The organism is Aeribacillus sp. FSL M8-0235, assembly GCF_038000355.1.
GTDB classification, from domain to species: domain Bacteria; phylum Bacillota; class Bacilli; order Bacillales; family Aeribacillaceae; genus Aeribacillus; species Aeribacillus composti.
Genome location: NZ_JBBOBW010000001.1, coordinates 2518277 through 2532274, shown reverse-complemented (window position 1 = coordinate 2532274; position 13998 = coordinate 2518277). Strand labels below are relative to the sequence as shown.

Annotated in this window: 10 protein-coding genes and 1 riboswitch; of the genes, 7 read left to right on the top strand and 3 right to left on the bottom strand. The window is 40.8% G+C overall.

Annotated features, from left to right (window positions below):
* Window positions 1-53: 53 nt before the first annotated feature.
* Together NSQ71_RS12260 and ltrA are read left to right on the top strand one after the other, a co-directional pair.
* Window positions 54-233 (top strand): YqzE family protein, encoded by a 180-nt coding sequence (locus tag NSQ71_RS12260; protein ID WP_130156369.1) that lies wholly within the window; start codon window positions 54-56, stop codon window positions 231-233.
* 583 nt (window positions 234-816) lie between these two features.
* Window positions 817-2079: a group II intron reverse transcriptase/maturase gene (gene ltrA, locus NSQ71_RS12255; RefSeq protein ID WP_327848818.1), complete on the top strand. Its 1263-nt coding sequence runs from the start codon at window positions 817-819 to the stop codon at window positions 2077-2079.
* Between the two features lie 130 nt (window positions 2080-2209).
* On the opposite strand, the gene NSQ71_RS12250 is transcribed toward ltrA, so the two are convergent.
* Together NSQ71_RS12250 and NSQ71_RS12245 are read right to left on the bottom strand one after the other, a co-directional pair.
* Window positions 2210-3007: a YqhG family protein gene (locus NSQ71_RS12250; protein ID WP_063388101.1), complete on the bottom strand. Its 798-nt coding sequence runs from the start codon at window positions 3005-3007 to the stop codon at window positions 2210-2212.
* A gap of 50 nt (window positions 3008-3057) precedes the next feature.
* Entirely contained in the window at window positions 3058-4725 is a 1668-nt protein-coding gene (locus NSQ71_RS12245) for a DEAD/DEAH box helicase (RefSeq protein WP_063388102.1), read from the bottom strand.
* Between the two features lie 283 nt (window positions 4726-5008).
* Window positions 5009-5096: riboswitch (glycine riboswitch) on the top strand.
* 213 nt (window positions 5097-5309) lie between these two features.
* Here NSQ71_RS12245 and gcvT point away from each other — a divergent pair.
* Genes gcvT through gcvPB form a run of 3 tightly spaced genes read left to right on the top strand, consistent with a single transcriptional unit; the run spans window position 5310 to window position 9238 of the window.
* Complete coding sequence (gcvT, locus tag NSQ71_RS12240) at window positions 5310-6425, top strand: glycine cleavage system aminomethyltransferase GcvT (RefSeq protein WP_082829399.1); 1116 nt, start codon at window positions 5310-5312, stop codon at window positions 6423-6425.
* An 18-nt stretch (window positions 6426-6443) separates the two neighbouring features.
* Window positions 6444-7787 carry an aminomethyl-transferring glycine dehydrogenase subunit GcvPA gene (gcvPA, locus tag NSQ71_RS12235; RefSeq protein ID WP_340733990.1) on the top strand — a complete coding sequence of 448 codons (1344 nt, stop codon included), beginning with the start codon at window positions 6444-6446 and terminating at the stop codon, window positions 7785-7787.
* Window positions 7778-9238, top strand: a complete 1461-nt coding sequence (gcvPB, locus tag NSQ71_RS12230; RefSeq protein ID WP_130156377.1) for an aminomethyl-transferring glycine dehydrogenase subunit GcvPB — start codon at window positions 7778-7780, stop codon at window positions 9236-9238. Before gcvPA ends, gcvPB begins: the two co-directional genes overlap by 10 nt.
* A gap of 40 nt (window positions 9239-9278) precedes the next feature.
* On the opposite strand, the gene NSQ71_RS12225 is transcribed toward gcvPB, so the two are convergent.
* Window positions 9279-9653, bottom strand: a complete 375-nt coding sequence (locus NSQ71_RS12225; RefSeq protein ID WP_063388106.1) for a rhodanese-like domain-containing protein — start codon at window positions 9651-9653, stop codon at window positions 9279-9281.
* Between the two features lie 193 nt (window positions 9654-9846).
* Here NSQ71_RS12225 and NSQ71_RS12220 point away from each other — a divergent pair, with 193 nt between their 5' ends.
* A complete protein-coding gene (locus tag NSQ71_RS12220) occupies window positions 9847-10683 on the top strand; it encodes a lipoate--protein ligase family protein (protein WP_339210099.1) in 837 nt (278 codons plus the stop codon).
* A gap of 323 nt (window positions 10684-11006) precedes the next feature.
* Window positions 11007-13568 carry a vitamin B12-dependent ribonucleotide reductase gene (locus NSQ71_RS12215; RefSeq protein ID WP_063388108.1) on the top strand — a complete coding sequence of 854 codons (2562 nt, stop codon included), beginning with the start codon at window positions 11007-11009 and terminating at the stop codon, window positions 13566-13568.
* The last annotated feature ends 430 nt before the right edge of the window (window positions 13569-13998 follow it).

Below are 13998 nucleotides of genomic sequence, written 5' to 3'. Positions count from 1 at the left end.
TGAACAGAGTTTAGGAAATAATATAAAAAAATTTTATTTCGAGGTGCCCGCTTATGTCTGGTAATGATTATGTGAAATATGTAACCGAACAGTTTGTAAAGTTTATCGACACCCCAAAAGAAACAAGGAAACAAAGGCGTGAGGAACGGAAAAAAGATCGTCTTCCATTATCAATGAGATGGTTTGGATTTTTGCCGATGGCGTTTTTAATTTTGATCAAGAAAAAGAAATAAAGGAAAAGGAGCCGTTCACCAGCTCCTTTTTTATGTGCGCCCGGCATGGGTGTAATCTCTAGGGTGAAAGTCCCGAGCCACGAAGGCAGAAGTAGTGGTTAGCCTAACGCAAGGGTGTCCGTGGTGACGCGGAATCTGAAGGAAGCGAGCGGCGAACTTCCGGTCTGAGGAACACGAACTTCATATAAGGCTAGGTATCATTGGATGAGTTTGCATAACAAAACAAAGTCCTTTCTGCCAAAGGTGATATAGAGTAAATGAAGCAGATAGATGGAAGGAAAGATTACACTCTTACCCGGGGAGGTCTGATGGATATGTGAAGTACCCTTCATAACCTACTTAGTGATAAGTAGCTGAACCATCAGAAGTCAGCAGAGGTCATAGTACGGATTGGTCTAGAACAATTCGGAAGGACCGAACAATTAAGAGAGAATAGCCCTTTGCATTCAGTGCGTCATGTTGAACACAGAAAACGTAGTACCTCACTTGAGGGAGGAAGCGGTGAATCCCGCAGGGGTCCTCTTGGAGGGTGGAGTGAGCACTGGCATAAGAAGACCAGCTATTCACGGAAGGAAGAATAACGATGCTCTTGAAACGAATCCTGTCACGGGAGAATATGCTTTTAGCTTTACAAAGAGTAGAAAAGAATAAAGGTAGTCATGGAGTAGATATGATGCCCGTACAAAACCTACGTCAGCACATAGTCGAAAACTGGATATCCATTAAAGAAGCCATTCTCAAGGGTACCTATGAACCAATGCCTGTCCGACGAGTCGAAATCCCGAAACCCGATGGCGGTGTTCGGTTATTAGGTATTCCAACCGTGACAGACCGTTTGATTCAACAAGCAATAGCCCAAGTACTATCCAGGATATATGACCCTATGTTCTCCGAACATAGTTATGGGTTTCGTCCAAATCGAAGTGCCCATGACGCAGTAAGGAAAGCAAAAGGTTATATCAGGGATGGTTATAGATGGGTAGTGGACATGGATTTAGAAAAGTTCTTCGATCGAGTGAATCATGACAGGCTGATGAACACATTAGCCAAGACGATTAAAGAAAAGCCACTATTGAAGCTAATCCGCAAATATCTACAAGCTGGTGTCATGATTAATGGTGTGGTTTCAAGTACAGAACAAGGGACGCCGCAAGGTGGCCCTCTAAGCCCTCTACTTTCGAATATTGCACTAGATGAACTAGACAAAGAATTAGAGAAAAGAGGACATAAATTTGTTCGTTATGCCGATGATTGCAATATTTATGTGAAGTCGAAACGAGCTGGGGAACGAACAATGGCTAGTGTTCAACGATTTATTGAGGGGAAACTACGTCTAAAGGTCAACGAGAAAAAATCGGCGGTTGACCGACCATGGAAACGGAAGTTTCTTGGATTTAGTTTTACATCTTCAGAAGAGCCAAAAGTTCGAATCGCCAGAGAGAGTATAAAACGAATGAAGAAAAAGGTACGAGAAATTACATCAAGAAAGATGCCATACCCAATGGAATATCGAATTGAGAAATTGAATCAATATTTAATTGGTTGGTGTGGATATTTTGCATTAGCAGACACAAAGAGTATCTTTGGAAAATTAGATAGCTGGATACGACGAAGACTCCGGATGTGTTTATGGAAAAGCTGGAAAAAGCCAAAAACCAGAATACGCAACCTCATAAAGTTAGGAGTTCCTAGCTGGAAAGCCTATGAATGGGGGAACAGTCGTAAAGGTTACTGGCGAATTTCAAAAAGTCCCATATTACACAAAACCCTTGGAAACCCCTATTGGAGTAACCAAGGGCTTAAAAGTCTACAAAAACGTTATGAATTCTTGCGTCATCTATCTTAATTGAACCGCCGTATACGGAACCGTACGTACGGTGGTGTGAGAGGACGGGGGTTAATCTCCCCCTCCTACTCGATTGAAAAGTGACGAGATCATTCAATTTCGAGCGTATTTTCTGCGTCTTGATTTTATTTTAATGAATTATAGAATCCGATGATAAATAAAAAATTCCTCCATTGTGGACTTCTATTTCAATGCGCGGTTCATACAGCTCTTGAATCGCCTTCTTTTCTGTCCAATAAACAGAAGGTTTTTCATCTAGATCTTCATAAAAATGCTCCAACAATGCTAAATCGGCATTCATTCGTTCTCTCGCTTCTTCCGCCCACCGATGGTCATCTTCTTCAATTTTTTTTATCACGTAATGCTTCAATCGAGTTAATCCGCTTTTTGGTGTAATTAATGGCGTAATGGTAAAACAAAAATCAGGAATTTTCGGTGTCAAATGAATTTTTTCTAGCTGCTCCTGAAAATTTTCAACAATCCTTCCATTGATTAAATGCAGTCCTAATGAATAAGTTTGATCCTTCTTTTTGTCACAAATATACGAAATCGTTACATTCATCCCAATCCAAGGGTGCAGCGGCACGTTTGCTTTGGAAGCTGCTGTCTGTTCATATAACCGAATATAAGAAGACATTTTCTTCGTTGCCGCAAAAATTTGGTGCAGTCTCGGCGATCCGAAATGAATCCATTCACCTTTTACATCTTCCGGAGCCTCCTTTGAATCCGTGATGAAAGTAAGTTTCATCGGATTTGGAGTTCCGCCGGTTTTTTCTAAATAATGCCAGTAAAAAGGCCGATTCATTAATTCTTTATCCATTTCAACAGTTAATTGAACGGTAAAATATCCGTTTTTTTCTTCAATAATTGGACAATTGGTCGCCTGAAAAAAGCGTTTTAAAAATGTGGAAATTTGAGCCTGCTGCATCATTCCGCCTCCTATTTAAAAATTTTGCAAGCAGCTATGAAAAAAAGAAATCAGTTATTCTCGGCCTGTTGTAATTGTTCACCAAAGTTAAGAATAGCCGCTAAATTTTCCATTTTAATTTTCATTTCTCCTTCCGAACTCGACTGAATCATAATATCTTCTATATGTTCATGAATATTGCGGAGGTCAAGTTTTGCTAAAATACTGTCCAATTCCCCAATAACACGTTCAAACAGATTTATTTTTTCATATAATAGCTTTAAGATATGCTCCTCTACTGTATTTTTTGTCGCCATGTTATAAATGAACACATCTCGTTCTTGTCCGAGACGGTGGATGCGCCCGATTCGCTGCTCCAAACGCATCGGGTTCCAAGGCAGATCATAATTAATAATATGATTGCAAAACTGCAAATTTATCCCTTCCCCTCCTGCCTCTGTCGCGATCAGTACTTGCGCTCTATTTTTAAATAAATCCTTCATCCAATCCTTTTTGCCGCGTTTAAATCCGCCGCGGAACGGAACAGATGTTATGCCGTGCTGTTTTAAAAACCATTGTAAATATAATTGTGTTGCCCGGTATTCGGTAAAAATAATCACTTTATCGTTAATGTTTTGAATGAGTTCGACCGTTTTTTCTGCTTTCGAATTTTTTGTTACTTGATCGATATAGCCCATTAGATTGCGAATGATCTTTTCAGGCAATTGTGGAGCTTCATCCTTTTTATCAAGCATTTTTTTTAATGTTATGTACACTGCTTCTCTGCTCGAACATGCTTCACGCTGAAGCGTTAAAATGGAGAAACTGCTTGTCGGAATAGAGAATGACGACCGAATTTGGCTGATGGCATCATATAAAGCCTTTTCAGCTTCCGAAAATTGAATCCAAATCGTTTCCACATGTCTTTTTGACCATTCAATTCCTGTATCAATGCGGCGGTTTCGTATCATAACTTTATTGACAAGTTCTCGTAAATGCTCATCGTCACGAATATTCCGTCCTTTTTTCTTAAACATATCGTGAAAGAGCTGTTCATTGCCGAGATGTCCAGGTTTTAAAAGAGAAACAAGGTTGAAAATTTCTTCAATGCGATTTTGAATAGGCGTTGCCGTCAATAATAAACAAAATTTTTTCTTTAAATTTTGAACAAACTCATAGTTTTTTGTTTTGTTATTTTTTAATTTATGCGCTTCATCAATGATGACCATGTCATAATCCAATCCGTGAATAATTTCTTTATGGGGGCTTCTTTTTGCTGTATCAAGGGAAGATACGACAACATCGCATTGCTCCCAAACATAGCTTTTCTTTTGCTCAACGGCAGGAATGTAAAATTTTTCATTTAATTCCCTCACCCATTGGGAGACGAGTGAAGCTGGAACTAAGATGAGCACTTTTTTGACAAGTCCGCGAATCATATATTCTTTTAATATTAATCCGGCTTCAATTGTTTTGCCGAGACCGACTTCATCAGCTAATATTGCTTTTCCGTTTAATTTTTCTACTACTGTTTGTGCGACCTCCAATTGGTGGGGAAGAGGGGTTACATGATCAAGATGCAAAGGAGCTACTAAACCTTCAAATGATGGAATGGACAAATAATTCGTAACTTCATAAGCTAATTTGTATAATTCCCAGTTTGCCCACGGACCGTCTTCCTTTAATCTTTGCAAAAATTCTTCTTCCCATGTTGTTTTATAGCGGATGTTTATATTCATTGCCCACACCCCATCCTTTATTTTTATATTCAAAGTGAAATGTTCATTTTTTTTATCGCTAATTCAAAAACCGTTCCGTTTTTTGATTATAAATTTTTATAAACACGAACAATTAACAATGATTTTTTAAAATTATTTGGGAAAGGTATTGCTGAAAACGTTTAAAGATGATACCATTAAAATACGTTTGAAGTCTTTTTCTTTTGTTTTCTACTCATCTTTTTCCTTTTTGTCGAATATGTCATTTGTTATTTTTTCACAATTTACAAGAAAATATGTGCGGATGAGAGCAAGGGGAGAGACCTCCTTTGTGAGGCGCCGAAGGAGCAAGCATATGTGAATCTCTCAGGCAAAAAGACTCTTGTTTGACGCAGCTCTGGAGAGTGTTTGCATATTGTGCAAACCACCAAAGGGGAAAGCCTTTTTAAGGTAAACTTTCAGGTGCAAGGACAGAGACGGTGTAGCAAAATCTTGTCGATTGGAATAGACAAGACGATACTAGGCCGTTTTCTGTCCTTTTTTCTGCTTTTTAAGCTGAAAAATTTTGAGAGAAATTAGATGCAAAAAATAGATCAGGAGGGGAAATGATGAATGAATTAAAACGCACTCCTCTTTTTGAAGTGTATAAACAATATCGAGCAAAGACGATCAATTTTGGAGGATGGGAATTACCTGTGCAATTTACTTCCATTAAAGAGGAGCATTACGCTGTCCGCACCAATGCAGGTCTATTTGATGTTTCTCATATGGGAGAAATCATTGTAAAAGGGAAAGATAGTCTTCAGTTTTTGCAAAAGGTATTAACTAATGATGTTTCAAAGCTTCGGGATGGAAAGGCTCAATACACAATTATGTGTTATGAAGATGGAGGCTGTGTAGACGATTTAATCGTTTATCGGCTAAACGAGGAAAAATATCTTTTAGTAGTCAATGCAGCGAATATTCAAAAAGATTTTCAATGGCTCATGTCTCAAAAACACGGAGATGTTGAATTGCAAAATATTTCTGAAAGCTGTGCTCTCCTTGCATTGCAAGGCCAGAAAGCGGAAAAGGTGCTGCAAACTTTAACAGACGTACACTTATCTGAGTTGAAATTTTTTGAATTTATTGAAAGTGCTGAGATCGCAGGTAAAAAAGCGCTCATTGCCCGAACTGGTTATACCGGGGAAGACGGCTTTGAAATCTATTGCCAAAGTGAGGACGCCGTTTATTTATGGGAGAAGATTTTGCAAGCAGGAGATAAAGAAAAAGTTGTTCCATGCGGATTGGGCGCTCGTGATACTTTGCGGCTGGAAGCAGCTTTGCCGTTGTACGGTCAAGATCTTTCGGAAGACATTACTCCGATAGAAGCAGGAGTCGGATTTGCAGTGAAGCTTACGAAAAAAGAGAATTTTATCGGAAAAGATGTATTGCAAATACAAAAAGAACAAGGGGTATCGAGGCTGGCGGTCGGCTTGGAAATGATCGAAAAAGGCATTCCCCGTTCAGGCTATAAATTGTTTTCTGGAAATCAACAAATTGGAGTTGTTACATCAGGGACGCACTCTCCTACTTTGAATAAAAGCATCGGGATCGCTCTCGTCAAGAAAGAATTTTCGGAGATCGGGAATGAAATCGAGGTGGAAGTTCGGACAAAACGATTAAAAGCAAGAGTAGTACCAACTCCATTTTATAAACGACCAACAAAAAATGGAAAATAAAGAAAGGAGAAGCTTTCGATGAAGCATCGCTATTTACCGATGACAGAAACTGATCGAAAAGAGATGTTGGGGGCGATCGGAGTCGAATCGATCGATGACCTGTTTGCCGACATTCCAGAAAGTGTACGGTTTAAAGGAAAATACAACATAAAGGCTGCGAAACCGGAAACCGAGCTGTTTCGCGAGCTATCTCAACTTGCTGCCAAAAATAAAGATGTAAAAACAAACGTTTCCTTTTTAGGAGCTGGAGTGTATGACCATTATATTCCGGCAATTGTCGATCATGTCATTTCCCGATCAGAGTTTTATACGGCTTATACGCCATACCAGCCAGAAATTTCTCAAGGCGAGCTCCAAGCAATATTCGAATTTCAAACAATGATTTGTGAATTGACAGGAATGGATGTCGCCAACTCGTCGATGTACGACGGAGGGACAGCTTTAGCAGAAGCTGCATTATTAGCTGCAGGTCAAACAAAAAAGAAAAAGGTGCTCGTTTCGCAAACGGTGCATCCTGAAACGAGAGATGTGCTAAAAACTTATGCAAAAGGACAAAACGTTGAGGTAGTGGAAATCCCTTACCGAAACGGAGTGACCGATGTAGAGGCATTAAAAGAAATGATGAACGCCGAAGTAGCATCAGTCATTGTACAGCATCCAAATTTTTTCGGCCAACTTGAACCGCTTCACCAAATCGAAGAGATCTCCCATTCCGAGAAAAGCTTATTGATCGTTTCAAGCAATCCTCTTGCTTTAGGTGTGCTTTCACCGCCTGGTTCATTTGGTGCGGATATCGTAGTAGGCGATGTTCAACCGTTTGGAATTCCAATGTCTTTTGGCGGTCCAACTTGTGGATATTTCGCCGTAAAAAAAGAGCTGATGAGAAAAATTCCTGGGCGACTCGTCGGTCAAACAGTAGATGAAGAGGGGAAACGAGGCTTTGTTCTCACTCTGCAGGCAAGGGAGCAGCATATCAGAAGGGATAAAGCTACATCAAACATTTGCTCCAACCAAGCGTTAAATGCTCTTGCCTCTTCTGTTGCCATGACTGCTCTTGGAAAAACAGGTGTAAAAGAAATGGCTTATCAAAATATCCAAAAAGCAAACTATGCGAAAAAGATGTTTGAGAAGAAAGGTTTTTCCATTCCGTTTCAAGGTCCAATGTTTAATGAGTTTGTCGTGAAGCTGTCCAAACCAGTTTCTTTGGCCAATAAAAAGCTGCTCGAAAAGGGAATCATCGGCGGCTACGACCTTGGCAGAACGTATCCGGAACTTGAAAAACATATGCTTGTAGCGGTAACAGAGCTTCGTTCGAAAGAAGAAATCGATTTATTTGTGAACGAGTTGGAGGGATGGCAATGAAGGATCAACCGTTAATTTTTGAAATATCAAAACCGGGACGGATCGGATACAGCCTGCCTGATTTAGACGTACCGGAGGAAAATATTGATCAGCTGATTCCTAGTGACTATTTGCGGACAGAAGATGCCGAGCTGCCGGAAGTATCAGAACTTGACATTATGCGCCATTATACTGCTTTGTCGAAGCGGAACCACGGTGTGGATTCCGGTTTTTATCCGCTTGGTTCCTGTACAATGAAATATAATCCGAAAATAAATGAAAATGTGGCAAGATTAACTGGCTTTTCTTATATTCATCCATTACAGGATGAAGCGACGGTTCAAGGAGCAATGGAATTAATGTATGATTTATCAGAACATTTAAAAGAAATTACAGGTATGGATGCTGTTACATTGCAGCCGTCGGCAGGGGCGCACGGAGAGTGGACGGGGCTCATGATGATTCGCGCCTACCATGAGGCAAATGGAGAAAAACATCGAACACAAGTGATTGTACCTGATTCAGCCCATGGAACAAATCCTGCTTCAGCGACCGTTGCCGGTTTTGAAACTGTCACGGTGCGATCTGATCAAAACGGACTTGTCGACTTAGACGACTTAAAGAGAGTGGTTGGAGAAAATACAGCTGCTCTAATGTTAACAAACCCCAATACGCTCGGTTTGTTTGAAGAGCATATTGTAGAGATGGCGGAGATTGTTCATTCAGTTGGAGGAAAATTGTATTATGACGGAGCGAATTTAAATGCAATTTTAGGCAAAGCGAGACCAGGGGATATGGGCTTTGATGTCGTTCATTTAAATCTTCATAAAACGTTTACAGGCCCCCACGGGGGAGGGGGTCCCGGTTCAGGACCTGTCGGTGTGAAAAAAGAGTTAATTCCTTTTTTGCCGAAGCCTGTGCTCGTCAAGGATGAAAATGGATTTCGTTTCGACGAAGACAGGCCGCAATCGATCGGACGAGTAAAATCGTTTTATGGAAATTTTGGAATCAATGTGCGGGCATACACATACATCCGCTCCATGGGTCCGGACGGTTTAAAGGCGGTTTCTGAAAATGCGGTATTAAATGCGAATTATATGCTGAAAAAATTAGCGCCTTATTACGAAATGCCGTATGACCGCATTTGTAAACACGAATTTGTCTTATCTGCGAAACGGCAAAAGAAGCTCGGTGTCCGTGCGCTTGATATTGCAAAAAGGCTTCTCGATTTCGGGTATCATCCGCCGACAATTTATTTTCCGCTCAATGTTGAAGAATGCATGATGATTGAACCGACTGAAACGGAATCGAAGGAAACATTGGATGCCTTTATCGAAGCGATGATTCAAATTGCTAAAGAAGCGGAGGAAGAACCGGAAATCGTTCAAGAAGCTCCTCATACAACAGTCGTCAAAAGGCTCGATGAAACACTCGCAGCAAGAAATCCGATATTAAAATATGAAAAAAAGTAAGGATTCGCGTTTTGCGAATCCTTATCTTTTATACTTGATTTTATTTCCCTTTTTTAATTTTTCCAGTCCACTTTTTAAAGCCGCCCTTTAAATAATAGAGCTCCTGATAGCCTTTTTTCTTCAGCATTTGTGCGGCTCGCCCGCTTCTTGCACTTGACTGGCAATATAAATAAACCGGTTTGTCTGGGCGGATTTCTTTATAGCGCTGTCTCAATTGGGAAAGGGGAATATTTCTTGCTCCTAAAATGTGGCCACCTTCAAATTCATTCGGCTCCCGCACATCGATGAGCTGCGCTTTCCGATAGCCGGCTTTAAATTCTTCCTCCGTTAATCCTTTCATAATCTTTTTTTGATATAAAAATGTGGCCAAAAAATAAATGATAATAGCTGCAAGAATGAGCAATGACCATTCCACGCTTGTTCGACTCCTTTTTATTTGTTTGAATTTATTTGTTTGAAGTTCATGTGAACATACATACGAATGTTGGACAACATTTATTATATAAAACAAGAATGGAAATGTCATTTCTTTTCGGGCGTTTTATTTAACAATATCCTCTTCATTTGATAGACTAAAAAAGCAAATATAAAATAAAGAGGGTTGCGATATGGGAAAAGAATTATGGAATTATATTGATTCTGGCTTTTCATCCCCTTTTTACAATATGGCTCTTGATGAAGCTTTATTGGACTGGCACAGTGAAGGAAAAATCGCTCCGACGATTCGTTTTTACGGATGGAATCCGCCGACATTATCCATCGGCTATTTTCAAAAGGTTGAAAAAGAAATTGATATGGATGCTGTAAGACGACACGGCCTTGGCTTTGTACGAAGACCAACAGGCGGAAGGGGCGTGCTGCATGACAAGGAGCTTACATATAGCGTCATCGTATCCGAAGATCATCCGCGAATGCCCAAAACCGTGACAGAGGCTTATCGTGTAATTTCGGAAGGAATTTTGCATGGATTTCGCTTGTTAGGCTTAGACGCTCATTTTGCAATTCCAAGAACGGATGAAGAAAAACAGCATTTGAAAAATCCGCGGTCATCTGTATGCTTTGATGCACCGTCTTGGTATGAGCTGGTAGTTGAAGGAAGAAAAGTTGCCGGGAGTGCCCAAACTCGCCAGAAAGGCGTTATCCTGCAGCACGGCTCGATATTGCTAGATTTAGATGAAAAGCTGCTGTTCGACTTGTTTAAATATCCTAATGAGCGAGTCAGGGAAAGATTAGAGAAAAACTTTAAAAATAAAGCGGTGGCGATCAACGACCTTAGAGAAACTCCAGTCACAATGGAAGAGGCATGGAGCGCCTTTAAAAAAGGGTTTGAATACGGGCTTGATATTGAGTTGAGACCGTACCAATTGTCTAGCGAACAAGAAGAGTATGTGAAAAAACTGGCTAAAGAGAAATATGAAACAGAAGAATGGAATTTTAGAAGATGAAGCGGCGAACATGCCGTTTTTTGTATGATCAAAATGAAATGGATCGTTGCTTGTAAATTAAGGTGCCGATGTGTTTTCAAAAACTGCAACTGACAAATTTCTTCAAATACCGCCGGAATGATTCTAAGATCATTAAATTTCTTTTCCTTGCTTCTTTTTTTGGTTAGTTTTACATTTGACATTTTCATAATGTAGCGTATATCATACAATATATAGAGCAAACAAATGTTCTTTAGCACAATATATTGTTATTTTTTCGTTGATAATATCATCTAAATGTGGTAACGTATATCAAGTACGATATTTTTAAGGGAGTTGTGAATATGACAGTGGCGCTGAATGAGAAAATGAAAATTGATGTGGAGAAGCTGAATAAAGATATCAGCCTTTTCCCGCAGGTGCATCCGATTACGGAAGATATGAAAATCACGCACAAAGGTGTTTCGCGCCTTGTAATGCTGGACAGGTATTCATTTAAAGACACTGAAAAAATTACGCTATCTGAAGGCGATTTTGTAGTGCTGACGATCAAGGAAGATCCAAAATTTCCTGCAAGAGGGCTAGGCTACATTAAAGAAATTGATTGGGAAAATAAAAAGGCAAAGGTTCAGGTCGAAGAAGAGTTTCGTCATACTCTTGAAAAGCCTGAAGAACGGGAGACGGGAATCATCGTTCGCTCTTTAGATGTTATCGAAAAACCGCTTGAAATTTTTTATGAACAAATTGCCAAAAGAAATGCAACAGGTCTTGCTGCTGTTGAAAAAACAGAAGAAAAAAGAAAAGAATGGTTTGAAAAATTTTATCAAGAGCTCGTCAATCTGCATTTTATTCCGGCTGGCCGGGTTCTTTACGGCGCAGGAGCAGGAACCGAAGTGACGTATTTTAACTGCTATGTCATGCCCTTTGTAAAAGATTCCCGTGAAGGGATCTCTGAACACCGCAAACAAGTAATGGAAATTATGAGCCGCGGAGGCGGTGTCGGTACGAACGGTTCAACATTGAGACCAAGAAACACATTAGCCCGAGGTGTAAACGGCAAATCATCAGGATCTGTGTCGTGGCTGGATGACATTGCAAAATTAACCCATCTTGTTGAACAAGGTGGCTCACGGCGAGGAGCCCAAATGATTATGCTGGCCGACTGGCATCCTGACATCATTGAATTTATCGTTTCCAAAATGCAAAACCCGCGCATTTTGCGCTACTTAATTGAAAATACAAATGATGAAGGAATTAAGAAGGCGGCTGAAGACAAGCTCAAATTTGTTCCTCTTACACAGCAAGAGCGCGACATGTATCAAGGAATTGTCAACTTTAAAAATGTTCCGGGCAAAGGAGGCTTTTCAGACGCTGTTATTAGAGAGGCGGAATTAAAGCTTCGAGTCGGAGGAACATATACTGTTCATAATCCGGAATTTTTAACAGGCGCTAACATTTCTGTCTGCTTGACGAAAGAGTTTATGGAAGCAGTGGAAGAAGATCGGGAGTATGAGCTTCGCTTCCCAGATGTGGAAAGCTACAATGATGAAGAAATGAAGATTTACAATGAAGAATGGCATAAAGTTGGCGATGTGCGCGAATGGGAGAAAATGGGGCATCGCGTGCGCGTGTACCGCAAAATTCGCGCAAGAGAGCTTTGGAAGCTGATTAACATTTGTGCAACCTATTCAGCGGAGCCAGGTATTTTCTTCATTGACAATGCCAATGATATGACGAACGCAAGAGCATACGGTCAAAAGGTTGTTGCAACAAATCCGTGCGGTGAACAGCCTCTTGCACCATATTCCGTCTGCAACTTAGCAGCAGTAAACTTGGCGAAGATGGTCGACAAGGAAAAGAAAGCTGTTGACTATGAAAAGCTCAAACGAACTGTGGAAATCGGCGTCAGAATGCAAGATAATGTCATTGATGCTACGCCTTATTTTCTCGAAGAAAACAAAAAGCAAGCGCTGGGTGAACGGCGCATCGGCTTAGGCGTTATGGGTTTGGCGGACTTGCTTATCTACTGCGAAAAAGAATATGGAGCAGAGGACGGCAACAAGCTTGTTGATGAAGTGTTTAAGGTAATTGCAACGACCGCATACCGGGCATCAATAGAACTGGCAAAAGAAAAAGGCAGCTTCCCGTTCCTAGTCGGCGAAACGGAGGAAGAGACGCAAAAATTAAGACAAGCCTTCATTAATACAGGATATATGAAAAAAATGCCGGAAGATATTCGCGAAAACATTTTAAAATATGGTATTCGCAACTCGCATTTGCTGACGGTAGCACCGACAGGATCAACTGGCACTATGGTTGGCGTTTCTACAGGTCTTGAGCCATATTTCTCCTTCTCATACTACCGAAGCGGGCGTCTTGGCAAATTTATTGAAGTAAAAGCGGATATCGTTCAAGAATATTTAAATGAACATCCGGAAGCTGACCCGAATCATTTACCGCATTGGTTTGTGTCAGCGATGGACTTGTCGCCTGAAGCTCATGCCGATGTGCAATGCATCATTCAACGATGGGTCGATTCAAGCCTTTCCAAAACAGTAAATGCACCGAAAGGCTATACAGTTGATCAAGTGCAAAAAGTATATGAGCGCCTATGGAAGGGCGGAGCAAAAGGCGGAACTGTTTATGTAGACGGAAGCCGTGATACCCAAGTCCTGACATTAAAAGCGGAAGAAAATGTATTGAATGACGACATTCCGGAATCGACGAAAGAAAATGAAGGCAAAGTTGTGTTAATGAACACTGTTCAAGATTTGCGCTCAACTGATGTCACATATGGCAACGAAGTCGGCAATACATGTCCTGTTTGCCGGGAAGGGAAGGTTCAAGAAATCGGCGGCTGCAATACTTGTACAAAATGCGGTGCCCAATTGAAATGTGGATTATAATAAAGCGGCAGACTTGTTCTGCTGCTTTATTCTTGTGCGCCCGGCATGGGTGTAATCTATAGGGTGAAAGTCCCGAGCTGCGAAGGCAGAAGTAGCAGTTAGCTTAACGCAAGGGTGTCCGTGGTGACGCGGAATCTGAAGGAAGCGAGCGGCAAACTTCCGGTCTGAGGAACACGAACTTCATATGAGGCTAGGTATCACTGGGTGAGTTTGCAAGACAAAACAAAGCCCTTTCTGCCGAAGGTGATACAGAGTAAATGAAGCAGATGGATGGAAGGAAAGATTACACTCTTACCCGGGGAGGTCTGGCTGGCACGCCAAGTAACCTTGGTAACCTATCTAGTGATAGATAGCTGAACAGTCAGAAGTCAGCAGAGGTCATAGTATTAGTTGGTCTAGAACAACTAAGAAGGACCGAACAATTAAGAGA

Coding starts and splice junctions, on each gene's coding strand:
- NSQ71_RS12215 (WP_063388108.1), top strand. CDS start 11,007: ATGACAGTGGCGCTGAATGAGAAAATGAAAATTGATGTGGAGAAGCTG.
- gcvT (WP_082829399.1), top strand. CDS start 5,310: ATGATGAATGAATTAAAACGCACTCCTCTTTTTGAAGTGTATAAACAA.
- NSQ71_RS12260 (WP_130156369.1), top strand. CDS start 54: ATGTCTGGTAATGATTATGTGAAATATGTAACCGAACAGTTTGTAAAG.
- gcvPB (WP_130156377.1), top strand. CDS start 7,778: ATGGCAATGAAGGATCAACCGTTAATTTTTGAAATATCAAAACCGGGA.
- gcvPA (WP_340733990.1), top strand. CDS start 6,444: ATGAAGCATCGCTATTTACCGATGACAGAAACTGATCGAAAAGAGATG.
- NSQ71_RS12220 (WP_339210099.1), top strand. CDS start 9,847: ATGGGAAAAGAATTATGGAATTATATTGATTCTGGCTTTTCATCCCCT.
- ltrA (WP_327848818.1), top strand. CDS start 817: ATGCTCTTGAAACGAATCCTGTCACGGGAGAATATGCTTTTAGCTTTA.
- NSQ71_RS12250 (WP_063388101.1), bottom strand. CDS start 3,007: ATGCAGCAGGCTCAAATTTCCACATTTTTAAAACGCTTTTTTCAGGCG.
- NSQ71_RS12245 (WP_063388102.1), bottom strand. CDS start 4,725: ATGAATATAAACATCCGCTATAAAACAACATGGGAAGAAGAATTTTTG.